This window comes from Streptomyces sp. NPDC034084 (genome assembly GCF_055575535.1).
In genome coordinates this window covers 332,465-359,421 of sequence record NZ_JBVISK010000003.1, presented here as the reverse complement: position 1 = coordinate 359,421, position 26,957 = coordinate 332,465, and the positions used below count along the sequence as shown (strand labels likewise).

Sequence of the window (26,957 nt, the reverse complement as noted above, 5' to 3'; positions counted from 1 at the left end):
CGGACCAGGTGCCGCATGAACAGCACGCCCAGCAAGGACGCCCCCGTGGCGACCGTGACCTTCGCCGGCTTCGGCCTGCCGGCCGCGCTGCTCGCGGAGCTGACGCGCCTCGGTGTCGAAGCGCCCTTCCCGATCCAGGCCGCCACGCTGCCGGACGCCCTCGCGGGACGCGACGTCCTCGGACGGGGGCAGACCGGTTCCGGCAAGACGCTCGCGTTCGGCCTGCCGCTCCTCGCCCGCACCGCCGGGCGCCGGGCCGAGGCCCGCAGGCCGCTCGCCCTGGTCCTGGTCCCCACCCGCGAGCTGGCCCAGCAGGTCACCGACGCCCTCGCCCCCTACGCGGGCACTCTGGGACTGCGGCTGGCCACCGTGGTCGGCGGCATGTCGATCGGGCGGCAGGCCGGCGCGCTGCGCGACGGGGCCGAGGTCCTGATCGCCACCCCCGGCCGGCTCATGGACCTCGTGGAGCGCAAGGACTGCCGTCTCGACCGCGTGGCCGTCACCGTCCTCGACGAGGCGGACCGGATGGCCGACATGGGCTTCCTGCCGCAGGTCACCGAGCTGCTCGACCAGGTGCCGCACGGCGGCCAGCGGCTGCTGTTCTCGGCCACGCTCGACCGTGACGTGGACCAGCTCGTCGAGCGCTACCTCCAGGACCCGGTCGTCCACTCCGTCGACCCGTCGGCCGCAGCCGTCTCCACCATGGAGCACCACGTGCTGCACGTGCACGGCGCCGACAAGTTCGCCACGGCCACGGAGATCGCCGCCCGCGACGGGCGCGTGATCATGTTCCTGCGCACCAAGCCCTCCGTCGACCGCTTCACCAAGCACCTCCTCGGCAGCGGGGTACGGGCCGCGGCACTGCACGGCGGAAAGTCGCAGCCGCTGCGGACCCGGACCCTGGACCGCTTCAGGACCGGCGAGATCACCGTCCTCGTCGCCACCGACGTGGCGGCGCGCGGCCTCCACGTCGACGAACTCGACCTCGTCGTCAACGTCGACCCGCCCGCCGACTCCAAGGACTACCTCCACCGCGGCGGGCGCACCGCGCGCGCCGGGGAGTCCGGCGTCGTCGTCACGCTGGTGACGGAGGAGGAGCGCCGCGACGTCGCCCGCCTCATGGCGGAGGCGGGCATCCGGCCCGTCGTCACCCGGGTCCGCTCCGGCGAGGCCGAGCTGACCCGTATCACCGGCGCCCGGAAGCCCCCGGGCGTCCCGGTCGACGGGAGCGCGCCGAGCCAGGAGGGCACCAAGCGGGGCGGCGCGGCCTTCCGGGGCATGGGCACCGTCCCGGGCCGCCCGGGCCGCGCGAAGAACGAGTCCCGCCGCGCCGCCGAGGCCCGCAAGACGGCCGAGGCCCGCCGCGCGGCGAAGGTCCGTCGGGGCGGCTGACCGCCCGGACCCAGGCCTCGCCAGGGTCTTCCGGCGTCTCCAGGACGTGTGCTCAGCCGCCCCCGGCCGCTCCACAGAGCCGGGGGCGGCTCGCGTCCGGGCTCACCGGCCCGGCTCCGGGGCCCTCGTCGTGACCAGCAGGCCCGCGAGGAGGCTCGCCAGGAGCAGGAGGCCGGCCGTGGACCAGAGGACGACGGAGTAGCCGCCCAGGATGGCGGTGTTCGCCTGCTCGACGGCCGTGGACGCGGCTGGCGGGAGGTCGTTCCGGCCGATCAGGACGCCGTTCCGGACCGCCTGCACCACGGGCTGCGAAAGGCCCTGCACCCTTTCGAAGCGGTCCTTGATCACCATGGCGAGGACGCTGCCGAACAGTGGGACGGCGAGCCAGCCGCCGACGCTCTGGGCTGCCAGGACCGCGCCCGCCACGCCGCCGGATCCCTGTGGGCCGCCCGCGCCCGTGGCGGTGGCGAGCAGCGGCCCGAGGGCCAGGCCGAGGCCGAGGCCGACGAGCAGGAGGGCGGGCAGCACAAGAGCGGCGTACGAGCTGTCGGTTTCCAGACGGCTCAGGAGCCCCGTGCCCGCGGCGGCGAGGACCAGTCCCGGCACGATCAGGTGGCGGGGCGCGAACCGGGCCTGGAGGCGGCCGGCGACCTGGGTCGCGACGAGGACGGCGCCGACCATGGGCAGCAGGGCCATGCTCCGCTCGGACGAGTCGAAGTCGAGAGCGCCCTGGAAGTACAGGTACAGGATCAGGAACAGGGGCGGTGTTCCCATGCCGACGAGCGCGAGGACGAGGAGGGAGCCGGCGCGTGCGCGGTCCGTGAAGACCTGCGACGGGACGAGCGGGCTGATGGTCCGGGTCTGCCACCACACGAAGGCCACCAGAAGGACCACGCCGGCCACGAGGAGGGCCACGGTCAGGGGTGAGGTCCAGCCGCCGCCCGGGGAGGCCTGCCAGTCGTCGATCCCCTGGGCCTGGAAGAAACCGAAGGCGAGGGTCGCGAGCGCGCCGGTGCCGAGCAGCAGGCCGGCCACGTCGGGACGGGCGGGGGTACGGCTCTCCCGGTCACTCTCCAGACGGAGGGCCGGAAGGACGGCGACGAGAGCGAGCGGGACCGCGGCGGACAGGACCGAGCGCCAGCCCAGGGTGTCGGCCAGCCAGCCGCTCGCGAACGTGCCGATGGCCAGGCCGCCCGCTGCGAAGAAGGCGTAGAGCCCGAAGGCCGTGCCGCGCTCCTTCGGGTCGGTGAAGCCGCCGGCCACCAGGCCGAGAGCGGCCGTGGAGAGCAGCGCGGCGAACACGCCCTGAAGGGCGAGCGCCGCGACCATCATGCCGGCGGAGACGGACAGTCCGCCGAGCACGGAGGCGGCGGCGAAGCCCGCCAGCCCGATGATCACCACCCGTTTGCGACCCAGGAGATCGCTGAGCTGGCCTCCGAGCAGGAGCGAGGCTCCGAAGCCCAGTCCGTAGGCGAGGGACAGCAGAACGAGGCCGTCGTAGGAGACGTGCAGGTCGGCGGAGATGGCCGGCAGCATCGCGTTCGTTCCCGTCGAAGCGACGAGGACCAGGAGCTGCGCCAGCGCGGCGACGGCCAGGCCCGCCCACCGCCGGGGCGACGGACCCGGCCGGCCGGGCGCCCCCCACACGGCGGGGACGGCGTCGACGGCCGGTCCGAACCCGGGCGTCACCAGCCCCTGGCCCACCGGCGCCGTCGGGCTGTACGCCGGAGGCGGAGGGAAGGTCCGGGCCTGGGCGGGGCGCTGCGCCGGGATCCGCGGGTCCTGCGGCGCCACCCGTACCTCCGGCGCGAAGTCCAGCAACTGGGCCGCGTGGCGCCCGAGTTGGGCGAGCACGGCGCCGGGCAGCCACTCGTCGGCGCGGTCCGTCGCCGTGCGCGCCGCCACGTCCTCGGGTGTCGGCCGCCGCGCCGGGTCCTTGTCCAGGCACGCCCGTACGAGATCGACCAGCGAGTCCGGCACTCCCGTCAGGTCCGGCTCCTCCTCGGCGATGCGGAAGAGGTGCGCGCCCAGTCCGGTGTCGGTGGCGCCGAAGAGGAGCCGGCCGGTGGCGGCGTACACGAGGACGGCGCCCAGGCAGAACACGTCGCTGGCCGGCGTGAGTTCACGCCCGCGCACCTGCTCGGGCGACATGAAGCCCGGCGAGCCGATGAGCATGCCCGTCCGGGTGTGCAGGCTGTCCCCGCCGAGGCCGTCCATGGCCCGCGCGATGCCGAAGTCGATCACGCGTGGCCCGTCCACGGTCACCAGCACGTTGGACGGCTTGAGGTCCCGGTGGATCAGCCCCGCCGCGTGCACCGACCGCAGCGCCACGGCGAGCCGGTTCGCGAGGGTGCGCACCGAGTCCTCGGGCAGCGGGCCGAAATCCTTCGCGACCACGGTGGTCAGGTCGGGTCCGGGGATGTACTGGGTCGCCACCCAGGGCACCGGGGCCTCGGTGTCGGCGTCGAGGACGGCCGCCGTCCACTCCCCTCCCACCCGGCGGGCGGCCTCCACCTCGCGCGCGAAGCGCCGGCGGAACTCGGGGTGCTGGGCGTGCTCCGCCTGCACCACCTTCACGGCGACCGTGCGTCCGGCTTCGGACCTGCCGAGGTACACCAGCCCCATTCCGCCCGCGCCCAGCCGGGCGATGAGGCGGTACGGGCCGATGCGCGTCGGATCTTCGGTGAGCAACTGGTCCACGCCAGTAACATAGTTGAGTAGTCGCGGCCCCGTGCGGGATCACCCGAACCCATGCGCGACATCACGACTCCGCCTGCTCCGCCTCGCCCGGTCGCCTTCCCCCCGGCGCGGTCCGTCAGGAAGAAACCTCCCCGTCGCGGCGTTCAGCCTCACCGACGGGGAGCTCGTGGCCCCGGTCCCGGATCCCGTCCGCCCGCACCCACGAAGGACAGCTCATGAAGATCGGCATCATCGGCGCCGGCAACATCGGCGGCAACCTCACCCGCCGCCTCACCGCCCTCGGCCACGACGTGTCCGTGGCCAACTCTCGCGGCCCCGAGACGCTCACCGCCCTCGCGGAGGAGACCGGGGCGACGCCGGTCGCCGTGACCGAGGCGGCCCGCGACGCCGAGCTCGTCGTCGTGACGATCCCCCTGAAGAACATCCCGGACCTCCCCGAGAAGGTCCTGGACGGAGCCGCCGAGGGTCTCGTCGTCATCGACACCGGCAACTACTACCCCAAGGAGCGCGACGGCCGTATCGCCGCCATCGAGGACGAGGGCCTCACCGAGAGCCGTTGGACGCAGAACCACCTGGGCCATCCGGTGGTCAAGGCGTTCAACGGCACCTACGCCCACGACATCCTGGACCGGCACCGCCCGGCCGGTGACCCCGAGCGGATCGCCGTGCCCGTCGCCGGTGACGACGAGGCCGCCAAGAACACCGTCCGCGCCCTCATCGACGAGCTCGGTTTCGACACGGTCGACGCCGGCGGCATCGACGAGTCCTGGCGCCAGCAGCCCGCCACCCCCGTGTACGGGTTGCGGGCCGGCGTCGAGGCCGTCACCCGGGCCCTCGCCGACGCCTCCCCCGAGCGCCCCGCCGCCTTCCGCGGCTGAGCTGCGCTGAGCGCGGCGCGGCGGCGAAGGACGGCATGCGGGCCGCGTGCGAGACGTCGCCGCCGCTCACACCTGACGGCGTGGTGACGATCCGTCCGTTCACGTACGCCAGGTGCCGGGCCGCGGCACGCCCCCGACCGGTAGGTAACGGCCCAGGGTCCGCGCCGTCACCCGCCGGGGCCGTACGTGGCCCGCTCACCCGCTTCCGGGCCGACAGTCCTCCCCTGACCGAGGCAGCGATCCTCCGCGCGCAGAGGGCCGACCCCGGACCCGGTGCCACTACCCCGCACCGACAGTCGCGCGTGACGCGGATCACAGGGAACGTCAGCCCGGTCCGGGTCCTCCTTCAGATGTCGACGCCCCTGCGCCGACCACGATCTCGGCCACAACCCGATACGAAGGGGGACCCCATGGCGGTCATCGACATCGAGCGGCCTCGCGCGGCCGTCGGCGGGCGCGCCGTCGCCGTGCTGCTCGCCGTCCTCGCGCTGGCGCACGTCTACTGGGCGACGGGTCTGACCTGGCCCGCGGCCGACGAGCGGAGCCTCTCGCTCGCCGTGCTCGGCAGTGCCGTGTCCTTCGGGCCGGCGGTGGTGCTCCCGCTCGCCGTGCTCGAAGGGTGCGCGGCGGTCGCCGTGGCGGCCCACGCGGGTGGTGTCCGCGGCCGGCGGATCCCGCGCCTCGTCACGTACGCCGTGGCCTGCGGGATGCTGCTGCGCGCGGCGGCCGGTCTGGTGTGGATCGTCGTCGGCCGGGACGGGTCCGGGGCGGCCTTCCCCTGGCTGAACGCGCTGCTGTACACGCCGCTGTGCGTGGTCTTCGGCTGGACGGCCCTGCGTGCCGCCCGCTGAGGCCGCCGAACCCGTGGACCGGGGGGTCGCGCTCGTCCGGGCGGCCCGGCGCGGCGACACCCTGGCCCTGCACGACCTGCTCGACCACCTCACCCCGTACATCGCGCGGATCTGCGGGCCCATCGCCCTGGACGACGGACCGGACGCCACTCAGGAGGCACTGGTCGCCGTCTTCACGTCGCTGCGGTCACTGCGGGAGCCCGAGGCGCTGTACGGGTGGGTGCGGGCGATCTCCGTACGGGAGGCGGTACGGGTCGCCAGACGGGCGGCGCGGGCGCGGCCGGCGGAGCTGCCCGACGTACCGGAGCGGGGTGATCCGCAGCTGGCCGCCGACATCGGCGACGTCCTGGCCCGGCTGTCGCCCGCGCACCGTGCGGTCCTCGTGCTGCGGGACGTGGAGGGGATGGACGAGGACTCGGCGGCGGCGCTCCTCGGGGTGCCGGCCGGCACGGCGAAGTCCCGGTTGCACCGGGCACGGCAGAGCTTTCGACAGGCGTGGTCCGGGTGAACGACGAGAAGACGAGCGGCGAGGGGAACGGGCCGGTGATCGACGATGTGCGGCGGCTGCGGGTCATGGGCGCAGGTGTCCGGGGCGCGCGGATCGTGGAACGGGTGCTCCCGGCGCCCCTCGACGCGGTGTGGGGCGTCATGGGCGATCTGGAGGGCGGCTTCGGGGAGTTCCAGCCGGACATGAGGTCGGTGCGGATCCTGCGCAGGGACGGCGACCGGGTGGAGGCCCTCGCCCGCAGCCGTTACGGTCTGCGGGCCCGTTTCCACGGCGTTCTGCGGCCGGGCTGGTGCTGGCTGCAGAGCCGGTTCCTGGTGATCGGGATGGCGGCGGTCGACGAGGACGGCCGGACCCGCGTGGCGCTCACGGGCGGCGTCCGCGTCCCGGGGCGTGCCGCGCTCGTCCCGTTCGGGGCGCGCCGTGAACTGGAGCAGGCGATGTCGCGCCTCGCCGAACGGGTCGTGCGCTAGCGTCCGGTGGATCGTATGATCACTCGGATCCGTGGGCGCCCTTCTCGGGAACCGTCTCCTCCTCCATGCTCTCGCCCTCGCGGTGACGCTCCTGGGTGTCGTCTGGTGCGCCGTCTCGATCTTCTGGGGGAACGCGGCCGAGCTTGCCGCCCCTTGATGCCGTGTCACCGCAGGCAGCGGCGGTGACGGACAGCGTCTACGCGGCGTGCTCCGAGGAGACGATGTTGACCATCCACGTGATGCCGAAGTCGTCCGTGCACATGCCGAAGACGTCGCCCCACATCTGCTTCTCCAGGGGGACGGAGACCGTGCCGGCGCCGGAGAGCCTGTCCCAGTAGCGGCGCAGTTCGTCGGCGTCCTCGCCGCTCACGCTCACCGCGATGTTGTTGCCGGGGTCGTGCGTCATGCCCGGGGGGACGTCCGCGGCCATGAGGGTGAAGCCGTTGTCGGTCTCGAGCATGCCGTGCATGATCTTGTCGGCGGTGTCACCGGCCTCCTTGTCGCCGAACGACTCCCCGAAGGTGTTGAGCGCCAGGGTGCCGCCGAAGACCTCCTTGTAGAACTCCAAGGCTTGCCGGGCGTCGCCGTCGAAGGTGATGTACGGGTTGAGCCGAGAGGGCACGGGATTCTCCTTCGGAGCGGGGCGGTGGTTCCGGCCGAGGCTAGACCAGGCGCCGCCGCCGGTCGGGGCGGCGCCCCGGCCGGCGTGCCGGAATTCGACCCCTTGCCTCAGGTGGGCGGGAGCCCGGCCGGGAGGTCACAGGTCCTGGATCCGCCGGAACGGCCGGTCCGCCTCCAGGGTGAAGGCCACGTCCAGGAGGGTCCGCTCGCTCCCGGGACGGCCGGAGAACATGACGCCGACGGGCAGTCCGTCGTCCGTCGCGCGAGTGCTGGGCAGCGAGATCGACGGGGTGCCCACGACGTTGTCGACGGGGGTGAACGCGACGTACGCGAGGATCCGCTCGACCAGCTCCGGGTAGGGGACGGTCGGCGCGAGGTGGCCGATCGGCGGCGCGGGGTGGGCGAGGACGGGAGTGAGGAGCAGGTCGAGTCCGCGGAACGCCGCCGCGTACGCCACCTTCGTGCGCTTCAGCCTCCGCAGGACGCCCGGGGTGCGCCGCCAGTTCTCCAGGTACGTCGTGCGCAGCCCGCGGCTGAGGCCGTCCATGCGGCGCCGGTCGAAGTCCGCGCCGAGGGTCCGGCCGGTGGCGCCGAGGAGGAACGACAGCATCCCCCAGTAGGTGAGGAAGTCCTCGGTGAAGCGCGGGTCGAGGGCGATCTCGACCGGCTCCACGGTGTGGCCGAGCCGTTGGAGCGTCGCCACCGTCTCGTTGACGGCCTCCCGGGTGGCGGTGTCGGAGGCGACGCCGTTCGGCGAGTCCAGGAGGAAGCCGATGCGCAGCCGCCGCCCGGAGGGGCCTTCCACCAGGCCCAGGGGCGGCAGCTTCGGGTTCCGCCAGTACGTCTCGGCGGCCGCGAGGAACGCGGCGGTGTCCCGTACGGAGCGGCTCACGATGCCGTCGGCGACGAGGTCCAGGGGCAGCTGGCGGCTCTGGGCGTTCGGCACGACCCTGCCCCGGGTCGGCTTGAGGCCGACGAGGCCGCAGCAGGCGGCGGGGATGCGGATGGAGCCGCCGCCGTCGTTGGCGTGGGCGATCGGCACCGCTCCGGCGGCGACGAGCGCCGCGCTGCCGCCCGAGGATCCGCCCGCGGAGTGGCCGGTGTGCCATGGGTTGCGGACGGGCTCGGCGGTCTCGTACTCCGTGGTCGGGCTGAAGCCGAACTCGGGCAGGCGGGTCTTGCCGAGCACCGTGACGCCGCTGCTGAGGAACTGCCGGGCGAAGGGCGAGTGGCGCCGGGCCGGCCGCGGTGTGAAGGCCGCGCTGCCGTGGCCGGTGGTCAGCCCCTGGTGGTCGGTGTTGTCCTTGACGAAGGTCGGGACGCCGGCGAAGACGCCGCCGGTGGCGGCGGTGGGCACCGGAGCATCGGCGTGCACCTGGACGGCGTGGAGCCGTTCCTCGACGGCCCGCACCCGCGCGGCCGCGTCCCGGGCGGCCTCGTCGGCACCTACCTCGCCGCGCCGGATGGCCTCGGCGAGCCCGACGGCGTCGTGTTCTCCCAGGGCGTCGTCCCGGAAGGCGTGCACCCTGGTCATCCGTTCATCGAAAGTCGTCACCGCTGCCTCAGCCCCCGGCCGTGTGGATGGTCACCCCATCATTGCCTACCAGCGGGTAACAGGCGAGGGCATGGCGCGCGCTCGAGCAGACGGCCGGTTTGCTGGGAGCTCTCGCACCCTTGCACGGTCGGGAGTTGCTCCCCGCCCCGGCCGGAGGCCCCGGCCCGGGGGGCGTCACCCCCTCCGTTTCAGCGCGCGTCTCAGGCGCGGCAGCTCCTCGTCGATCAGGCGTCCGGCGAGCGCGCCGCCGAACACCACGACGCCCACGGCGACCAGCCACGTCTGGATGACCAGGAACGCGCCGAACGGGCCGTACGTGACGGCACTGGACGCGATCAGCGGGGAGAAGACGAGCCGGGAGAAGATCCTCAGGCCGAGGAGCCCGAGCGTGGTGCACACCGCCCCCGGCAGCAGGGCGAGCCACGCGACGCGGCCCCCGAGCAGCAGGCGCTGCGACCACCAGAAGAACAGCGTGCCGCTCAGCACGGTGACGGCCTCGCCCGCCGGCGTCCCGTGCCAGAACGGGAACACCGCGAACAGGTAGAGGAACCCGATGAGCACGACGAGCCACAGCACCTGCCGCCACCGGGCCACCCACCGGGCCGGCGGGAGGTCCCAGACCTGCTCGTACCCGCTCTGCACCACCGTGCCGTACGTCAGGCCGAAGACGGCGAGCAGGGCGAGGCCGAACGCCGTCGTGGTCCGCCGCACCTGCCCCGGCAGTGCGAAAAGCCGCTCGATCTCGTCTCTCGCGGCCTCGGAGACACCGATGCCGTCGGCGAGCCACTGGGCGAAGCCCTTGCCGCCGTCGCTGCCCGCGCCCGCCGCCGACACGACGATCAGGAGCGGCACGAGCGTGAGGAAGCCGAGCGCCGCGAATCCGAGGGAACGCTGCCACAGCCCGAGATCCCTGACCGGCGCCCATCGGTGCCCCGCCCGGACCCGGCGGATCGCGCTGCGCATCCGGCCGGCCCGCGACCATCGCCCGGCGGGACGGGGGACCATGCCTCCACGGTAGAACCGCGCCGCCCCGGCAACCAGCGGGTCGCCCCGGGGCGGTGTCCGGGGGCGCGTCAGCCCTCGATACCGGTGGCCCTGTGCGGGGCGCCGACCGGCTTGGACTCGGGTGATCCGCGCTGGCGCAGATACACGGAGAGGATGGCCATCGCCGCCACGGCCAGCAGTTCCGACTGCCAGTTCTGCAGGGACCGGTTCCAGAAGTCGGCGGAGGCGACGTAGGAGGGCCAGCTGATGGGGGCCTGGAGCTGCCGCAGCCGCAGCTCGTTGAAGGCGGCCGCGCCGGAGATCGACTGGGCCAGCCAGGACAGCAGGAAGAAGACGGCCATGACGAGACCGAGCGACCGCGAGTAGACGGCCTGCCGCCAGTCCTTCGTGCCGGCCCACCGGGGCGAGTCGTCCCGCGCGTGGTCACCGAGCCGCTGGTCGCGTTCGCTCTCCGTACCCGCCTTGTGCAGCTCCTTGGACTCCGGCGAGCCGCGCTGGAGCAGGTAGACCGTGCCGAAGATGTAGAGGAAGAACTGCAGGAACTCCGACTGCCAGTTCTCGGTGACGTCGACGGCGAAGTCGGAGGACGTCAGGTACTCGCCGAAGCCGATCTGCTGGAGCCCCTCGACGGCGAGCTGCTCGTTGAACTCCGCCCGTCCCGCGACCGCCTGCGCTCCCAGGACGACCAGGAAGGCGATGCCGAAACAGAGGGTGAGGCTGTTCGACCGCCAGAATCCGCCCTTCGGGGACCGGCCGGCCGTCATCGCTGCATCACTCCGATCGCGGTGAAGTAGGCGAGGCCGCCCAGGATGATCACCACACACGCCACGAACAGGCCCTTCACCTCACGCCCCCTTCAGTACGCAGCTGTACGGCGTGTCGCCCGCTTCGGGCGCGCATCCGGCGGCGGTGACCCGCCATCCCTCGTCGAACTGCGAGAGGAACAGCGTGTCGCCGTGGAGGCGGAGCAGCGCCTGCCGTCCGTGGACCTCCACGCTCCGCACTCCGCCGCCGCGCGGGAGCTGTTGCGAGGGCAGGGCCTCCGCGCACGGTTTCTTCTCGTTCTCCTCGAGCTGCTCGCGGCTCTCGGGAGCGAGCAGCCCGCAGGCCACCACGTAGTGCCCGGACCCGAGCGACTCCTCGAAGAAGCGGCCCGCCCGGGTCGCCCCGTCCTGGCGTGCCTGCGGAGCACCGCAGGCGGAGAGGACGACCACGGCCGTCACCACTCCGAGCAGGAGCACGGGGGGACGCCGGAGAACTCGCGGAAACAGGGGGACTCGCACACTCTCACCCTCACCCCGCCGGCGGCCGGGGCAAGCGGCGGGAGGCCGAACGAGCACGCGCCTCACCCGTTCGGCTCACCGCGGGTGACGGCGTGCGGGCGCGGGTGGCGCACGCGACCATGGAGAGGGAGCGGAGGGATCGCCATGAGTGAGTTCGACATCTGGAACCACCGCCCGACCACCGGGTACCGGCAGGAGCAGTTCGCCACGTACGACGGCCAGCCGCACGTGTGAGGGCGGCGGCCGGGCCGGAGCCCGGCCGCCCCTCCCGGCCGGGAACCGTCAGCGGACCCGCCAGGTCAGCGAGTTGGCCGTCGCCGCACGGACGGCGGGATCGCGGACGGCCGCCGTCGTGTCGGTGACCGTCGCGGTGACGCGCTGGCCGCTGCGCGTGGCGCCGAGTTCGGCGGGGGTCACGGAGAGGTCGCCGGCGGCGCGGAGGACCTGCCTGCCGTCGACGTACCAGGCCAGGTTCAGGCCCGCCAGGCCGGTCACCGGGGCGAGCCGCACGGTCAGTTCCTGGGTCGCGCGGACCCGCGTGCCGGTGGGCACGGTGGAGGTCACCGCGTCGGCGTACGCGTAGAAGCCCTTGATCATCGCTTCGCGGCCGACGTGGTTGAACTCCGTGGACGCCAGGGTGCGCATGAGGGACGTGCTGGTGGGGCGGTAGACGCCGGTCTCGTAGTAGTCGCCGCCCTCGTAGGTGCCGACCACCGAGCCGGTCGGGTCCTGGGCGCCGACCCAGCGGTACCACTTGCTCGTGCCGAGGTCCGGGGTGACGGAGATGTTGGCGCTGTCGGACGAGGGGTGCGGGTACGCGCCGTAGCCGGCGTACTGGTACTCGTCGGCCAGGTTGCCTATGGAGTGCCCGAGTTCGTGGGCGCCTATGAGGTACGACTGCGCGTTGTCGGAGGACATGGTCGCGACGCCGTGGTACGAGGCACCGGCCGGCGGGGTGGCGAAGCTGTAGCCCGCGCCGCCGTACTTGGCGGAGTTGGCGATGACGAAGACGACGTCGGAGGCCGGCGCCTGGTTGGCGTACGTGGTGACCTTCGACGTGTCGAGGCAGAGCAGCCGCTCCGTGTCCTCGCAGAAGAAGTACGAGCTGAGCGCGGTGTTCCTGACGACGTCGGCGGTCGGGTCTCCGGAGACGCCGGACTCGGCGGATGCGGCGTCCACCAGCCAGATGTTGAACAGGCCGCGGTAGCTGGCGTACGGCTCGATGGCGAATACCGCGTCGAGGGTGGCCTGCGCGTCCGCGTGGAAGTCGGCCTGCTGGGCGGTGGTGTAGCCGTCGCCCATGACCACCAGGTCGAGCCGCCCGGAGACGGGTCCGGTCTCCTGGACGGGCGTGACCGCGGCGGCGGGCGCCGCGGAAGCGGCCGGCGCCCGGTGGCGGGCGATCCGGGCGGGGGCCTCGGCGGGGACCTTCTTGTGCCGGGGCGTGGCACCGGGGCCGTCGAAGTACTCGACCTCATGGGTCGCCACCGTGCCGGAGGGGGTGACGGGAGCCGGGGCCGCTCCGGCCGTGTTCGCTCCGGCGAGCAGGGCGGCGGCGGTGACGACGGCGCCGACCGAGGTGATCCAGCGTGTACGTGCAGATCCGTTTCCGGGCACGACGACCTCTCTCAAGTGGGGAGTTAACTGTGCTTAAGTAGGCGCTTAAGCTAGGGGGTTGGGTGGAGAGGGCACAAGGCCTCGGCGTGAGGAGAGCTGATGTGGGCGAGGTCGGTGAGGTGGGCGCTGGCATGATGGAGCGCATGGCGAAGCGGGACGAACCCGAGACCATCGGCCGCAGAGTGCAACGCCTGCGACTGCAGAAGGGGCTGACTCAGCGCCAGCTGGCCGAACCGGCCTACACCCCCGCCTACGTCTCCACCCTGGAGGCCGGTCGGGTGCGCCCCTCCGACGAGGCGCTGCGCCATCTCGCGGACCGCCTAGGCGTCGCCTTCGAGGAGCTCGCCACCGGACGGCCCGCCCGTCTCGCCACCGACCTGCGTCTCCGGCTCACCGAGGCGCAGCGCACCCTCGCCGACGGCGAGGCCGAGGCGGCCGCCGCCCAGTACGCCGGTCTGCTCACGGAGGCCGTGACCCACGGACTCGTCGACGAACAGGCCACCGCGCTGCTCGGACTCGGCGAGTGCCGGCTCGAGACCGGCGACCTCGTGGCCGCCCGCGAGCATTTCGAGCACGCCGAGCGGACCCTCGCCGACGCCTCGCTGCCCGCCCGCGTCCCGGCCCGGCGGGGCCGCGCCGTCGCCCACTACCTGGCCGGTGAACTCCGCTACGCCGTCTACCTCCTGGAGTCGACGCTCGACGAGCTCAACCGCTCGGGCCTGCACGACCCGGACGCGCTGCTCCTCCTCTACACCGCCGTGATCGGCCCCTACATGGACATGGGCGCCCAGGCCCGCGCCGCCCAGGCCGCCGAGCTGGCGCTCGCGCTCGCCCCGCAGGCCGAGGACCCCGCGCTGATCGCCCGGATGCACCGTTCGGTCGCCCGCACCCTGCTCGCCGAGGGCCGGATCGCCGAGGCCGACGCCTCACTCGGCAAGGCCGCCGCGATGTACCGCCAGCTGGAGATCCGTACCGAACTGGCCAACTGCCGCTGGATGCGCGGCTATGTGTACGCCCAGAACGGCGAACTCGCCCGCGCCGAGGACGAGCTGCGCGCGGCCCTGGCCATGCTCTCCTCCCACCGCGCCACCCTCTACAGCAGCCAGGTCACCGTCGAACTCGCCGACGTGCTGCACCGCCGGGGCGCGTCCGAGGAGGCCGCGGAGCTGCTGCACGGGGTGCTCGGGGGCCTGTCGCCGGAACGCGGCGCCGTCCACGCCGCCGCCGCACACCGGCTGCTCGGCATCATCGCCGAGGACGCCCACGACACCGAGGCCGCCGAGGAGCACTACGTCCGTGCCCTGGGCCTGCTGGAGCGCGCGGGCGCGGCGGGCGACCTCGCCGACCTGTGCCGCCTCCTGGGCGACCTGCTGCGCCGCACGGGCCGGGTGGAGGCGGCCCTCGACGCGTACCGCACGGGGCTCGGCCATCGCACGGCCGGCACCACCACCCTCGGCCCCGCCCCCGCGCAGCCACCGCTGTAGGGGGACGGGCCGGGGGCGCGCCTCACCGCCGACGGGCGTCGGTGGACGGGGCTCCTCCTTGGGGGTCCTCCGTCCGGCGGTCGCGCCAGGCCGGGGCCAGCGCCGTGAGCATCAGGGCGGCGGTGAGCGCGAGGGCCCACGGATAGCCGGTCCGGCTCGCGAGGAACCCGAAGCCGACGGCCCCGGCGCCCATGCCCGCGTCGAAGGCGAAGTTCCACAGGGCGCTGACCGTTCCGTAACCGGAGGCCGGGACCCGCGCGTACATCAGGGTCAGGGTGGCGTTCTGGGTGACACCGAAGCCGACGCCGAAGAGGGTCACGCCGATGACGACGGCGAGCGGACTGTGGGTGAGGGCGGTGAGGAGCGTCCCTCCGGCCGCGGCGGCGAGGCCCGGCAGGAGGAGTACGGCGGGACCGTGCCGGTCGCCGTGCCGGCCGGCGACCCAGCGGGCCGCGGTCGCCGCCGCCGACTGGGCGAACAGGGCCGTGGCGATGACACCCGCGGAGGCCGACGGGACGGCGAGCGGAAGGAAGGTGACGAGGATTCCGGCGGCGAGCGCGGTCGCCGCGAAGACGAGGGCGGGGCGTAGCAGCGCGGCCGTACGGAACCCGGCCGCCACCCCGATCGTCCGCCCGGGGGCCGGGTCGCGGTCCGGCAGGCCCGGTACCGAGACGACGGCGGCCAGCGCGGCCACGGCTCCGGCGGCGAAGACCGGCCCGTACCCGATGTGCGCAGCCAGCCATACCCCCAGCGGCAGCGCCACCACCGAGGGGACCCCGGTCACGATGCCCACGAGGGCCAGGCCCTCGCCGCGGCGCTCGGCCGGTATGAGGGTCGCCGTCAGGGCGCCGCCCGCGACGACGGTGAACGCGAAACCCAGACCGCGCAGGACACAGACCGCCGCGATCCAGAGGGCGCCGCCGGAGGCGGAGAGGGCGAAGGCGGGCGCGCCGAGGAGGACGAGTCCCGCCACCAGCACGCGTCGGTAGCCGAAGCGGGCGACGAGCCGGGGGGTGGCGAGTTCCCCTCCGACCGTGGCCAGCATCAGCGCGCCCGTGGTGAGCCCGGCGGCGTCGCCGTGGCCCCCTCGGGACGCCTCGGCGTAGAGGGGGACGACCGACAGGAGCAGGTAGAAGCTCGTCGAGGCGCCGAGGATCGAGACGAAGCGCAGCAGCAGGGGCCGCGTCACCAGAGGCGGCCGCGAAGCGGCGCCCTCCGCTGGGGAGTTCAGCATCTTGGTCACCCGGACGACGCTAGGTCCTGTCCGGCCCCCCTCAGAAGTGCTGGGCGCCGGCGGCGAGCGCGGCCTCGCGGTGGCCGCCTCCGTGGGCGGCGGCCGGCCCCTCGTACGGGCTCGGAAAAAAACTTCGGAGGAACGCGAATCCTCTCGGGACCTCCCCGTCTCTTATGTGTGTACCGGCCGAACGGGCCGGGCCGAACCGGGAGGAAACAGTAATCATGGTCACTGCCATTGTCGTCATCGGCGTCGTGCTCGTGGGTGCGTGCAGCTGGCACCTGATGCGGCGCTTCAACAAGAGCCGAAGCTGACCAGCGCCTGCGCGCGGGGCGCCTTCCGGTATGAGTAGCACATGAACCAACGCTTCCCCTGGCCTGACGAGCGGCTCATCAAGGCCGCTCAGGACGGCGACGTCACGTCGCTCACCACCGTCGTCATGGAATCGCAGCCGCATGTGCGCAAGTTCGCCATATCACTGTGCGCCTCGCCTCAGGACGCGGAGGACGCGGCACAAGAGGCGCTGATCATCCTCTACCGGAAGATCGGCACCTTGCGGGCCACAGGCGCGCTTGCCTCATGGATGTTCCGGATCGTCCGCAACGAGTGTCTCCGGCAGGTACGACTGCTCATCGCCATGCGCGGCGAGCCGTCGGCCGAGCCGGAGACATACGCGGAACCGTCCGCCGAGGAGGCCGTTCTGTACCGGCTGGAGGTGGAGCGGATCGCGGCCGCGGTCAGCGCCCTTCCCCGTGACCAGCGACAGGTCCTGATCATGCGGGACGTACAGGGCCTGCCCGGCAAGACCGTCGCCCATGCGCTCGGCCTGAGCAGCGCCGCGATGAAGTCCCGGCTGCACAGGGCACGCGCGTCGCTGCGTCACGCGCTGGAAGCGACCGACCAGGCACCAGATCAGGCCATCGACCAGCCAGTCGAAGGAGACTCACGACCATGAACACCGTGAACATCGTGAAGCCCCCCGAGGGCACGAAGTCCCCGGTCACCGTGCCGACCACGGTCAAGGCACCGTCCTCGGCGCCGAACTTCGCCAGCAAGTCCGTCCCGCGCCACCTGGCGCGCGGCGTCATCGGCTTCGGGTTGATCATCGGCTCGATCGCGATGGTTCCCGTCGCCGGCCCGGCGACCCTGCTCGCGGCCCCGCTGGCCCTGATCGCCTTCCGGGGCTGCCCCACCTGCTGGATGGTCGGCCTGGCGCAGACCATCTCCCGGGGCCGTCTGGAGCGCCAGTGCGTGGACGGCGTCTGCACGCTCACCAAGGCCCAGTCGACGGGGAAGGCCGACTAGGGCCTGTCCGGCGGGTCAGGGCCGTACAGGCCCTGGTTCCCGGCTCTTTCCGGCCTCCTGGCCCGGCTTGATATCGCCCCCGGTCGGGGGTGGTGTCACCGGGCCGGGAGGCATCGGTCGTCTGTCGGCATGGCCGTGAGTCGTCTCCCCGGAAGGCTCCGCGACAGTCCCCCGGATTACCCGTCATATTCATTTTGCATACCATCTCCCCGCTCTGGCCATTGGTTTACGGAGCGCCGCCTCGGTGCTAGGGTCCGAATCGAGATTGAGTCTGGCAGGGCCGCGAGTCGGCAACGCCGTTGATCGTGCTTCACGGGGGGAGCAAGAACATCATGATCCGCCATGCCCAGATTGAGGCGGCAGCACCACTGGCCGACGCGGGGGGCCCATCGGGCGTTGCGTCGGAAAACCCGGACCAGTCGGTCCGGGACGCGCTGCCGCGACCGAACCAAGCCCGGATCGACGACCGGACGGTCGCCGTCGTCGGGCTTTCCTGCCGTTTCCCCGGTGGAGCGAGCCCCGCGGAATTCTGGAATCTCCTCAGGAGCGGCCGCGACGCCATAGCGGAGCCGCCCGCGGACCGCGCGCACCTCGGCGCCCTGGACGACGGCTCTCCGCGCCCGGGCGGTTTTCTGCCCCGTGTCGACACCTTCGACGCCGAGTTCTTCGGGATCTCCCCGCGTGAAGCCGCCGCGATGGACCCGCAGCAGCGACTCGTGCTCGAGCTCGCCTGGGAGTCGCTGGAGGACGCCGGGATCGTCCCGGCCACGCTCGCCGGCACCACCACCGGCGTCTTCGTCGGCGCGATCGCCGACGACTACGCGACCCTCACCCACGCGGCCGGCCCCGAGGCGACCTCGGCGCACACCGTGACCGGCCTGCACCGGGGCATCATCGCCAACCGGGTCTCGTACGCCCTCGGACTGCAGGGCCCCAGCATGGTGGTCGACAGCGCACAGTCGTCCGCGCTGGTCGCGGTGCATCTGGCGTGTGAGAGCCTGCGGCGCGGCGAGTCCGTGACGGCGCTGGCCGGCGGGGTCAACCTCAACCTCGCGCCGGAGAGCACCCAGGCCCTGGCGGCCTTCGGCAGTCTCTCGCCCGACGGCCGATGTTACTCGTTGGACGCCCGGGCGAACGGGTATGTGCGGGGTGAGGGCGGCGCGGTGGTGGCGCTGAAGCTCCTCAGTCGGGCCATCGCCGACGGGGACCGCATCCACTGTCTGCTGCACGGCGGGGCCGTCGGCAGCGACGGCGCCAGCGACACGCTTCCCACCCCTGACGGAAAAGCCCAGGAGCGCGTCATACGCGACGCCTGGGAGAATTCCGGTATACCGCTGGAACAAGCGCAGTACATCGAAATCCACGGATCGGGAACCCGCGTCGGCGACCCCATAGAAGCCTCTGCTCTGGGCGCCGTATTCTCCGCCTCGCGCACTCCCGATAATCCGCTCCTGCTCGGCTCCGTCAAGACGAATATCGGCCACCTCGAAGGCGCGTCCGGGATTGCGGGTCTCGTCAAGACGATTCTCTGTCTCAAAGAGCGGGAAATCGTTCCAACGCTCAACTACCTGACGCCCAATCCGCAGATACCCTTCGAGGAACTGCGGCTCGCCGCCGCCACCGAAACCGGACCGTGGCCGAATCCCGACGGGCCGCTGGTCGCGGGTGTGACCTCGGTCGGAATGGGGGGGACGAACTGTCATCTGGTACTCGGCAAATGGCGCGAAGACACCGCCACGACCGTCGAGAACAAGCCGGACGAGACAGAAGGAAGCGGTTCCGTCGCGTGGGTGCTGTCCGGGCGCGGTGACAAGGCGCTGCGCGCCCAGGCCGCCCGCCTGCGCGAGCACCTCGCCGCGAACCCCGAAGCCGATGTCGCCGCGATCGCGCGCGCTCTCGCCCACCACCGCACCGCCTTCACCCACCGCGCCGTGCTGACCGGCTCCGGCCGCGACGAACTGCTGGCCGCCCTGGACGCGGTCGCCGACGCCCGGGGCACCCAGGCCGCGGTCGAGGGCAGCAGCCCCCGGACCGTCCGCGAGGCGGTGTTCGTCTTCCCGGGCCAGGGCTCCCAGTGGGCCGGCATGGCGGCGGAACTCCTCGACGCCGAAACCGTGTTCACCCAGGTGATCGAGGACTGCGAGCGCGCGCTGCGCCCCTACCGCGACTGGTCGCTGACCGATGTGCTGCGCGGGCGCCCCGGAGCGCCCGCCCTCGACCGCGACGACGTCGTGCAGCCCGCCCTGTGGGCCGTGATGGTCGGACTCGCCGCCCTCTGGCGGGCGGCGGGTGTCGAACCTGCCGCGGTCGTCGGCCACTCCCAGGGCGAGATCGCCGCCGCCACCGTCAGCGGCGCCCTCAGCCTGGACGACGCGGCCCGGCTGATCGCCGTGCGGAGCACCGCCCTCGGCGCGCTCGCCGGGCGCGGTGGCGGCATGCTCACCGTGTCGCTCCCGGCCGACCGGGTGCGCGAGGACCTGGCCGCATTCCCGCGGCTGAGCGTGGCCGCCGTCAACTCGCCCGGCATGACCGTGGTGGCCGGTGACGGGGACGCCCTGGACGCCCTGGCCGAGCGGTACGGCGAGGACGTCCGTACCCGGCGCATCCCGGTCGCGTACGCCTCGCACAGCCCGCACGTCGACGCCGTACGTGACACACTTCCGGCCGAGCTGGCCGGGATCGCGCCGCGCGCCGGAAGCGTGCCGCTGCACTCCACCGTGACCGGCACGGCCCTCGACGGCACCGAGCTCGACGTCGACTACTGGTACCGCAACCTGCGCGAGCCCGTGCGCTTCGAGCCCGTCGTGCGGGCACTCCTCGACGCGGGGCACGAGCTGTTCATCGAGATGAGCCCGCACCCCGTCCTGGCGCTCGCCGTCCAGCAGACCGCCGAGGCCGTCGACCTGCCGGTCGCCGCGCTGGGCACCCTGCGCCGCGGGGAAGGCGGACCGGAGCGACTGCTGCTCGCGTTAGGTGAGGCGTTCTGCCACGGCGCGGCGGTGGACTGGTCCACGGTCCTGCCCGCCGGCGCCGGCCGCGCCGAGCTGCCGACGTACGCGTTCCAGCGCCGCCGCCACTGGATCTCGGAGCAGCCCCACGCCGCCCGGTCCCTCGCGCCGTCGCCGCGCGCCGCCGTGCTCCCGGAGGACACGGCGGACGCCCCCGAGGCCGAGCCGAAGCACTCGCTGACCGGCCCGGCCGCCCTGGAACTGGTGCGGGCGCACACCGCCGCCGTACTCGGCTACGACTCCGTCGCCGAGGTCGAGCCCCGGCGGACGTTCAAGGAGCTGGGCATCGACTCGGCCATGGTCGTCGAGCTGCGCAACCGGCTCGTCACCGCCACCGGGCGCAAGCTCCCCACCACCGTGGTGTACGACCACCCCAGCCCCGCGCGGCTGGCGGCGCTGCTCACCGACGCGCCGCAGGAGGTCGCGGCCCCCGAGGCCCGTGCGGACGAGGACGACCCCGTCGTGATCGTCGGCATGGGCTGCCGTTTCCCGGGCGGGGTGGACTCGCCCGAGGCGCTGTGGCGGGTCGTTGCCGACCAGCGCGACGTCATCTCGGGATTCCCGGCCGACCGGGGCTGGGACCTCGACGGCCTCTACCACCCCGACCCGGCACATGTGGGAACCACCTACGTGCGTAACGGCGGATTCCTCGAAGGCGCCGCGGAGTTCGACGCCGAACTGTTCGGGATCTCGCCGCGCGAGGCGCTGGCGATGGACCCGCAGCAGCGCGCCTACCTCGAGGTGTGCTGGGAGGCCCTGGAGCGGGCCGGAATCGCCCCGGACTCCCTGCGCGGCACGCAGACAGGGGTGTTCGCCGGTGTCATGGCCCAGGAGTACGGTCCGCGGCTCGGCCAGGCGGGCGCCGGCGCCGCCGGCTTCGGTCTGACGGGGACGACGTCGAGCGTGGCCTCGGGCCGCGTCGCCTACACCCTCGGCCTGCAGGGCCCTGCCCTGACGGTGGACACCGCCTGCTCGTCCTCGCTGGTCGCCCTGCACCTCGCGGTCCGCGCCATCCGGTCGGGCGAGTGCTCGCTCGCCCTCGCCGGCGGTGTGACCGTCATGTCGACGCCGGGCATCTTCGTCGAGTTCTCGCGTCAGCGGGGGCTCGCGGCCGACGGCCGGTGCAAGTCGTTCTCGGCGGACGCCGACGGCACGGCGTGGGCCGAGGGCGTCGGTGTCCTCGTCGTGGAACGGCTGTCGGACGCCCGACGGCTGGGCCACAACGTCCTTGCCGTCGTGGCGGGCACGGCCGTGAACCAGGACGGCGCCTCCAACGGGCTCACCGCACCCAGCGGCCCCGCCCAGGAACGCGTCATCCGCGCCGCCGTCCAGGACGCCGGCCTCACCTTCTCCGCCGTCGACGCCGTCGAAGCCCACGGAACGGGCACGGTCCTCGGCGACCCGATCGAAGCGCAGGCACTGCTCGCCACATACGGAAGCCAGCGCGACGGACAGCCCCTGATGCTCGGCTCCCTGAAGTCCAACCTGGGCCACGCCCAGGCGGCCGCGGGTGTCGGCGGCATCATCAAGATGGTCATGGCCATGCGCCACGGCGAACTTCCCGCCACGCTCAACGTCAGCAAGCCCAGCGAGCTCGTCGACTGGGCCAACGGCGGCGTCGAGGTGCTCACCGAGCCCCGCCCCTGGCCCGCCGAGGAGGGCAAGGTCCGGCGCGCCGGAGTGTCCTCGTTCGGCATCAGCGGCACCAACGCCCACATCGTCCTCGCCGAAGCACCGGACGACGCGTCCGTCCAGCCCGGCACCGACGCCGGGGACGAGGACGCCCAGCCCCTCTGGGTGCTGTCGGGGCGTACCGAACCGGCGTTGCGCGCCCAGGCCACCGCCCTCGTCGACGCGCTCGACTCCCTCGACGAGGTGTCCGTCCGTGACCTCGGCCGGGCCCTGGCCACGACCCGTACCGCTCTCGACCACCGGGCGGCCGTCACCGCCGAGGACCGCACGGAGGCCGTCGCGGCGCTGGCCGCGCTCGGCCGCGGCGAACCGCACTCCGCCCTGGCCCTCGGCACGGCGCGCACCGACGACGGCCTCGCCTACCTGTTCACCGGGCAGGGCAGCCAGCGCGTGGGGATGGGACGCGAGCTGTACGAGACCGAGCCGGTCTTCGCCGCCGCCCTCGACGTGGTGTGCGCCGAACTCGACGCCTGCCGCGCCTCCGTGCCCGGCATGCCGCCGGTCCGCGAGGTGATGTTCCACGACGCCGAGGGGCTCGACCGGACCGAGAACACCCAGTGCGCCCTCTTCGCTCTCCAGGTCGCGCTGTTCCGGCTCCTCGAGCACCGGGGCCTGGCCCCCGACGCCGTACTCGGCCACTCCATCGGCGAGTTCGCCGCCGCGCACGTCGCCGGGATCCTCACGCTGCCCGACGCCTGTGCCTTGGTCGCCGCGCGCGGCCGGCTCATGCAGGCCCTGCCGTCCGGCGGCGCGATGATGGCCGTCCAGGCTTCGGAGGACGAGGTCGGCGCCCTCCTCGAAGGCCGTGAGCACGAGGTGAGCATCGCCGCCGTCAACGGCCCCCTGGCCGTCGTCGTCTCCGGCGACGTCGAGGCGGTCGAGGAGGTCGCGGCCGGCTTCGCCGCCGCCGGCCGCAAGACGCGCCGGCTGGTCGTCAGTCACGCCTTCCACTCCCACCGCATGGACGGGATGCTCGACGCGTTCGCCGCCGTCACGTCGACGGTCCGGTACGCGGAGCCGCGCGTCCCGATGGTGTCCACCGTCACCGGCGGACCCGTCGAGATCACCGCCGACTACTGGGTGCGGCAGGTACGCCGGGAGGTGCGGATGTCCGACGGACTCGCCGCACTCCACGGCCTCGGGATGCGGACCTTCCTCGAACTCGGCCCGGACGGTGTCCTGTCGGCACTGGGACAGGACTGTCTGGACGACGACGCGCTGGCGTTCGTGCCGGTGCTGCGCCGCGGCCGGTCCGAGGGCCGCACCCTGGCCTCCGCGCTCGGCACCCTGCACGTCCGTGGCCGGAGCCCGGACTGGCACGCCGTGTTCGGCCCGGGGCCGACGCCCGCCCTGCCCACGTACGCCTTCCAGCGGGAGCGGTACTGGCTGACCGCGCACGGCACCGAAGGGCCGGCGGGTCACCCGCTGCTCGGCCCCGCCGTCGAGCTCGCCGAATCGGGCCAGGTCGTCCTGACCGCCCGTCTCGGCCGCCGTACCCACCCCTGGCTCGCCGACCACGCCGTCCTCGGCTCGGTCCTCCTGCCCGGCACCGCCTTCCTCGAACTCGCCGCCCACGCGGGCTCGCAGACCGGTACGCCGCGGGTCGCCGAACTCACGCTCGTCGCCCCGCTGGTGATCCCCGACGAGGGCCGCGCCGAGGTGCAGCTCGTCGTGGCCGCGCCCGACGAGGACGGCCGGCGCGCGCTGACCGTGCACGCCCGCACCGAGACGCCCGAAGGCGCCGTCGAGCCGTGGACCCTGCACGCCACCGGCGCGCTTGCTCCGCACGACGGAGCCCCCGCGCCCACCGCATCCCGGCCCGCCAGCGACGGCGAGCCGCTGGCCGTCGACGGCTGCTACGAGGAGATGGCGGCCTCCGGCTACGCCTACGGCCCCGTCTTCCAGGGCCTGCGTGCCGCGTGGCGGCACGGCGACGACCTGCTCGCCGACGTCGCCCTGCCGGACTCCGTCACCGACGCCGCCTCCTACGGGCTGCACCCGGCGCTGCTCGACGCCGCCCTGCACCCGATCGTCATGACCGCGCTCGCCGACGGCGGCCGCAGGCTGCTGCCCTTCTCCTGGCACGGCGTGACCGTCCACCAGCCCGGCGCCCGTTCCACCCGTGTGCTCATCACCGGCACCGGGCCGGACGCGGTGGCGCTGACGCTGCTCGACGAGTCCCACGCGGTGGTCGCCGAGGTGGCGGAGCTCGTCCTGCGCCCGGTGAGCGACGACGTGGCCGTCCCGCGGTCGCTGCACCGCCTGGACTGGAAGCCGGCCACGGCGGAGCCGGAGGAGTCCCCGCGGGCCGTCTCGCTCGGCTCCGCCGACCTGGGCGTCGGTCCGCGCTACACCGACCTCGCCGCCCTCGGGCAGGCCATCGAGACGGGGCTGCTCGCCCCCACGGCGGTCTTCGCGCCCCTCACGGAGCTCACGGACTCCCCCACGGCCGGCACCGGGCAGGCCGTGCACCGCGCGCTCGCCCTGCTCCAGGCGTGGCTGGCCGACGACCGGCTCGCCGACTCCCGGCTGGTGCTCGTCACCCGGGGCGCCGTGGCCACGGCGCCGGACGCCGACGCGGACCCGGACACCGCGGCCGTATGGGGTCTGGCACGCTCGGCTCAGACCGAGAACCCCGGGCGGGTCGGACTCCTCGACGTGGAGACCACGGACGACTGTCGTACGGCACTGCCGCTGATCGGCGCCGAACCTCAGCTCGCCGTGCGTGACGGTGCCCTGCTCGTGCCCCGGCTCGGCCCGGCGACGGCCGGTGGCGCCCTCGTTCCCCCGGCCGGCACGGCCGCCTGGCGGATGGTGGTGCGCGAGCGCGGCACCCTGGACCACTTGTCGCTCGACCCCTGCCCGGAGGTCCTGGCCCCTCTGGCCGACGGCCAGGTGCGCATCGCCGTGCGCGCCGCCGGCGTCAACTTCCGCGACGTCCTGGGCACGCTGGGCCTCTACCCGGGCGACCCGGGCCCGCTCGGCCTCGAAGGGGCCGGTGTGGTCACCGAGGTCGGCCCCGGTGTCACCGGGCTCGTGGTCGGCGACCGCGTCATGGGCCTGCTCTCCGGCGCGTTCGGTCCGACGGCCGTCGCCGACCACCGGCTGGTCGCCGTGATGCCGGCCGACTGGACCTACGCGCAGGCGGCGTCCGCACCCATCGTGTTCCTCACCGCGTACCACGCCCTGGTCGACCTCGCCGGCCTGTCCGAGGGCGAGCGCGTCCTGATCCACGCCGCCGCGGGCGGCGTCGGCATGGCCGCCGTCCAGCTCGCCCGCCACCTGGGCGCGGAGGTGTACGGCACGGCGAGTCCCGGCAAGTGGGACGCCGTGCGCGCCCTCGGCCTGGGCGCGGAGGTGTACGGCACGGCGAGTCCCGGCAAGTGGGACGCCGTGCGCGCCCTCGGCCTGGACGGGGCGAACCTGGCGTCCTCCCGCACCCTGGACTTCGAGGCGGCGTTCGGCGCGGCCACCGGGGGCCGCGGCATGGACGTCGTACTGAACTCGCTCGCCGGTGAGTTCGTGGACGCCTCCCTGCGGCTGCTGCCGCACGGCGGCCGCTTCGTGGAGATGGGCAAGACCGATCTGCGCGACCCGGCGCTGGTCGCGGCCGACCACCCGGGGGTGGACTACCGCTTCTTCGACCTGCTCCAGGAACCGACCGAGCGGATCGCCGAAATGCTCACGGCCGTCCTGCGGCTGCTGTCGTCGGGGGCTCTGGCCCCGCTGCCGGTCAGCACGTGGGACGTCCGCCGGGCACCGGAGGCCTTCCGTCACGTCAGCCAGGCGCGGCACCTCGGCAAGGTCGTCCTGACCCTGCCGCCGGTCCTCGACCCGGAGGGAACGGTCCTGGTCACCGGCGCCACCGGTGCCCTCGGCGGGCTGGTCGCGCGGCATCTGGTCACCGAGCACGGAGCGCGCCGTCTGCTCCTGGTGAGCCGTCGCGGCCCCGACGCCCCTGGCTCCGGGGAACTGGCCGCCGAGCTCACCGGGCTGGGCGCCGAGGTCACCCTCGCGGCCTGTGACACCGCCGACCGCGACGCGCTCGCACAGCTGCTGACGGGCGTACGGCTCACCGCCGTCGTCCATGCGGCGGGCGTACTCGACGACGGCGTGATCACGGCGCTCACCCCCGAGCGCCTCAACATCGTGCTCGCGGCGAAGGCCGACGCGGCTCGTCACCTGCACGAACTGACCGTGGACCAGGATCTCGCGGCCTTCGTCCTCTTCTCCTCCGTCATGGGCGTCATCGGCGGCGCCGGCCAGGGCAACTACGCCGCGGCCAACGCCTCCCTGGACGCCCTGGCCCAGCACCGCAGGGCCCAGGGGCTTCCCGCGCTCTCGCTGGCCTGGGGGATGTGGGCGGACACCGCGGGACGGCCGGGGGCCGCCGGAATGGCGGGCTCCCTGTCCGAAGCCGACCGGGTACGGATCGCCCGGACCGGTCTCGCGCCCATCGACCGGGCCGAAGGCCTGGCCCTGCTGGACGCGGCGCTGCGCGTGGACTCCCCCGCGCTCGTGCCCGCTCCCCTCGACCGTGCCGCGCTCGGCGCGCTGGGAACGCACGTGCCCACCGTGCTGCGGGACCTGGCCCCGGCCGCCCCGCGAGCGGCGCAGGCCGCGAAAGCCACCGCCGCACCCCGGGCGGCGGAGACTCTCCGCGACCGGCTCGCCGCACTGAGCCCGGCCGAGCGGGAGGAGCTGCTCCTCGACCTCGTCCGGGTGCAGACCGCCGCCGTGCTCGGCCGGTTCTCCGCGGCCGGCATTCCCGCCGACCGGCCCTTCAAGGACATGGGCTGCGACTCGCTCACGCTCGTGGAACTGCGCAACAGGCTGCAGACCAGCGCCGGTCTGCGGCTGCCCGCCACCTTCCTCTTCAACTACCCCACACCGCTGGCGGTCGTGGCCCAGCTGCACTCCGAGCTGGCCCCGGCCGAGCCGGAATCCGCCGCCGGCTCCGACGGCTCGACGTCCACCCCCGGTCTGGTCGAACTCGACCGGCTGGAGGCGGCGCTCGTCGAGTTGCCGGACGACACCCAGGACGAGGTCCGGGCCGAGATCGTCCAGCGCCTCCAGGCCCTGGCGGCCCGGATCCCGGCTCAGCGGGCCCCGGCCGAGGAGGACGACCTGTCGGCACGGGTCCAGTCGGCCTCGGTCGACGAGCTCCTCGCGTTCATCGACTCCGAACTCTGACCCCGGGTCCGCGACGGCGGGCCCTCACCCTGCTCATCTGTTCGACGCGCGCGGCGTGCTCCGGCACGCCGCCCGGGCGGTCATGCCCGCTCCGCGCGCACGCACGGCTCCACGACGCCTACGGGGGCATCATCACCATGACAACACCGGACAACGACAAA

18 protein-coding genes are annotated in these 26,957 nt (G+C 73.6%); 10 read left to right on the top strand and 8 right to left on the bottom strand.

Features of this window, described 5'->3' with window-relative positions:
- Nucleotides 1-15 precede the first annotated feature (15 nt).
- Entirely contained in the window at nt 16-1,392 is a 1,377-nt protein-coding gene (locus ACZ51I_RS12585) for a DEAD/DEAH box helicase (RefSeq protein WP_468874560.1), read from the top strand.
- 102 nt (nt 1,393-1,494) lie between these two features.
- On the opposite strand, the gene ACZ51I_RS12580 is transcribed toward ACZ51I_RS12585, so the two are convergent.
- The gene (locus ACZ51I_RS12580) at nt 1,495-4,092 is read right to left on the bottom strand and encodes an MDR family MFS transporter (RefSeq protein WP_468874557.1); all 2,598 of its coding nucleotides are present in this window, start codon (nt 4,090-4,092) and stop codon (nt 1,495-1,497) included.
- Between the two features lie 182 nt (nt 4,093-4,274).
- Between ACZ51I_RS12580 and ACZ51I_RS12575 the strand changes: the two genes are divergently transcribed.
- From ACZ51I_RS12575 to ACZ51I_RS12555, 5 genes are all read left to right on the top strand, one after another.
- Nucleotides 4,275-4,970 carry an NADPH-dependent F420 reductase gene (locus ACZ51I_RS12575; RefSeq protein ID WP_468875619.1) on the top strand — a complete coding sequence of 232 codons (696 nt, stop codon included), beginning with the start codon at nt 4,275-4,277 and terminating at the stop codon, nt 4,968-4,970.
- A 410-nt stretch (nt 4,971-5,380) separates the two neighbouring features.
- Nucleotides 5,381-5,821 carry a DUF3995 domain-containing protein gene (locus tag ACZ51I_RS12570; protein WP_468874555.1) on the top strand — a complete coding sequence of 147 codons (441 nt, stop codon included), beginning with the start codon at nt 5,381-5,383 and terminating at the stop codon, nt 5,819-5,821.
- Nucleotides 5,808-6,329, top strand: a complete 522-nt coding sequence (locus tag ACZ51I_RS12565) for an RNA polymerase sigma factor (RefSeq protein WP_468874552.1) — start codon at nt 5,808-5,810, stop codon at nt 6,327-6,329. Before ACZ51I_RS12570 ends, ACZ51I_RS12565 begins: the two co-directional genes overlap by 14 nt.
- Nucleotides 6,326-6,799 (top strand): hypothetical protein, encoded by a 474-nt coding sequence (locus tag ACZ51I_RS12560; RefSeq protein ID WP_468874550.1) that lies wholly within the window; start codon nt 6,326-6,328, stop codon nt 6,797-6,799. The genes ACZ51I_RS12565 and ACZ51I_RS12560 overlap by 4 nt, the downstream gene beginning before the upstream one ends.
- A gap of 31 nt (nt 6,800-6,830) precedes the next feature.
- The gene (locus tag ACZ51I_RS12555) at nt 6,831-6,956 is read left to right on the top strand and encodes a hypothetical protein (protein ID WP_468874548.1); all 126 of its coding nucleotides are present in this window, start codon (nt 6,831-6,833) and stop codon (nt 6,954-6,956) included.
- Between the two features lie 39 nt (nt 6,957-6,995).
- Here the strand turns inward: ACZ51I_RS12555 and ACZ51I_RS12550 are convergent, their stop codons facing one another.
- The 6 genes from ACZ51I_RS12550 to ACZ51I_RS12525 all read right to left on the bottom strand — a co-directional run bounded on the left by ACZ51I_RS12550 (nt 6,996) and on the right by ACZ51I_RS12525 (nt 12,880).
- Complete coding sequence (locus ACZ51I_RS12550) at nt 6,996-7,421, bottom strand: VOC family protein (protein WP_468874546.1); 426 nt, start codon at nt 7,419-7,421, stop codon at nt 6,996-6,998.
- A 135-nt stretch (nt 7,422-7,556) separates the two neighbouring features.
- Complete coding sequence (locus ACZ51I_RS12545) at nt 7,557-8,975, bottom strand: amidase (RefSeq protein ID WP_468874544.1); 1,419 nt, start codon at nt 8,973-8,975, stop codon at nt 7,557-7,559.
- Nucleotides 8,976-9,149: 174 nt separating this feature from the next.
- Entirely contained in the window at nt 9,150-9,980 is an 831-nt protein-coding gene (locus ACZ51I_RS12540; RefSeq protein ID WP_468874542.1) for a YhjD/YihY/BrkB family envelope integrity protein, read from the bottom strand.
- 68 nt (nt 9,981-10,048) lie between these two features.
- Nucleotides 10,049-10,744 carry a DUF6766 family protein gene (locus ACZ51I_RS12535; protein WP_468874540.1) on the bottom strand — a complete coding sequence of 232 codons (696 nt, stop codon included), beginning with the start codon at nt 10,742-10,744 and terminating at the stop codon, nt 10,049-10,051.
- Nucleotides 10,745-10,825: 81 nt separating this feature from the next.
- Nucleotides 10,826-11,221, bottom strand: coding sequence for a hypothetical protein (locus ACZ51I_RS12530; RefSeq protein ID WP_468874538.1), 396 nt, complete (start codon nt 11,219-11,221; stop codon nt 10,826-10,828).
- A 324-nt stretch (nt 11,222-11,545) separates the two neighbouring features.
- Entirely contained in the window at nt 11,546-12,880 is a 1,335-nt protein-coding gene (locus ACZ51I_RS12525; RefSeq protein ID WP_468874536.1) for a M64 family metallopeptidase, read from the bottom strand.
- 143 nt (nt 12,881-13,023) lie between these two features.
- Here ACZ51I_RS12525 and ACZ51I_RS12520 point away from each other — a divergent pair, with 143 nt between their 5' ends.
- The gene (locus tag ACZ51I_RS12520; RefSeq protein WP_468874534.1) at nt 13,024-14,364 is read left to right on the top strand and encodes a helix-turn-helix domain-containing protein; all 1,341 of its coding nucleotides are present in this window, start codon (nt 13,024-13,026) and stop codon (nt 14,362-14,364) included.
- Nucleotides 14,365-14,386: 22 nt separating this feature from the next.
- Here the strand turns inward: ACZ51I_RS12520 and ACZ51I_RS12515 are convergent, their stop codons facing one another.
- Complete coding sequence (locus ACZ51I_RS12515) at nt 14,387-15,598, bottom strand: MFS transporter (RefSeq protein WP_468875617.1); 1,212 nt, start codon at nt 15,596-15,598, stop codon at nt 14,387-14,389.
- Nucleotides 15,599-15,953: 355 nt separating this feature from the next.
- Here ACZ51I_RS12515 and ACZ51I_RS12510 point away from each other — a divergent pair, with 355 nt between their 5' ends.
- The 3 genes from ACZ51I_RS12510 to ACZ51I_RS12500 all read left to right on the top strand — a co-directional run bounded on the left by ACZ51I_RS12510 (nt 15,954) and on the right by ACZ51I_RS12500 (nt 26,796).
- Nucleotides 15,954-16,553 carry an RNA polymerase sigma factor gene (locus ACZ51I_RS12510; RefSeq protein ID WP_468874532.1) on the top strand — a complete coding sequence of 200 codons (600 nt, stop codon included), beginning with the start codon at nt 15,954-15,956 and terminating at the stop codon, nt 16,551-16,553.
- The gene (locus ACZ51I_RS12505; protein ID WP_468874530.1) at nt 16,550-16,903 is read left to right on the top strand and encodes a hypothetical protein; all 354 of its coding nucleotides are present in this window, start codon (nt 16,550-16,552) and stop codon (nt 16,901-16,903) included. The genes ACZ51I_RS12510 and ACZ51I_RS12505 overlap by 4 nt, the downstream gene beginning before the upstream one ends.
- Nucleotides 16,904-17,235: 332 nt before the next feature.
- The gene (locus ACZ51I_RS12500; protein WP_468874527.1) at nt 17,236-26,796 is read left to right on the top strand and encodes a type I polyketide synthase; all 9,561 of its coding nucleotides are present in this window, start codon (nt 17,236-17,238) and stop codon (nt 26,794-26,796) included.
- Nucleotides 26,797-26,957: the final 161 nt, after the last annotated feature.

What these genes read in the sequence shown, in the direction of transcription:
- ACZ51I_RS12570 (WP_468874555.1), top strand. Translation starts at nt 5,381, where the DNA reads ATGGCGGTCATCGACATCGAGCGGCCTCGCGCGGCCGTCGGCGGGCGC.
- ACZ51I_RS12500 (WP_468874527.1), top strand. Translation starts at nt 17,236, where the DNA reads ATGATCCGCCATGCCCAGATTGAGGCGGCAGCACCACTGGCCGACGCG.
- ACZ51I_RS12585 (WP_468874560.1), top strand. Translation starts at nt 16, where the DNA reads ATGAACAGCACGCCCAGCAAGGACGCCCCCGTGGCGACCGTGACCTTC.
- ACZ51I_RS12540 (WP_468874542.1), bottom strand. Translation starts at nt 9,980, where the DNA reads ATGGTCCCCCGTCCCGCCGGGCGATGGTCGCGGGCCGGCCGGATGCGC.
- ACZ51I_RS12510 (WP_468874532.1), top strand. Translation starts at nt 15,954, where the DNA reads ATGAACCAACGCTTCCCCTGGCCTGACGAGCGGCTCATCAAGGCCGCT.
- ACZ51I_RS12505 (WP_468874530.1), top strand. Translation starts at nt 16,550, where the DNA reads ATGAACACCGTGAACATCGTGAAGCCCCCCGAGGGCACGAAGTCCCCG.
- ACZ51I_RS12520 (WP_468874534.1), top strand. Translation starts at nt 13,024, where the DNA reads ATGGCGAAGCGGGACGAACCCGAGACCATCGGCCGCAGAGTGCAACGC.
- ACZ51I_RS12535 (WP_468874540.1), bottom strand. Translation starts at nt 10,744, where the DNA reads ATGACGGCCGGCCGGTCCCCGAAGGGCGGATTCTGGCGGTCGAACAGC.
- ACZ51I_RS12515 (WP_468875617.1), bottom strand. Translation starts at nt 15,598, where the DNA reads ATGCTGAACTCCCCAGCGGAGGGCGCCGCTTCGCGGCCGCCTCTGGTG.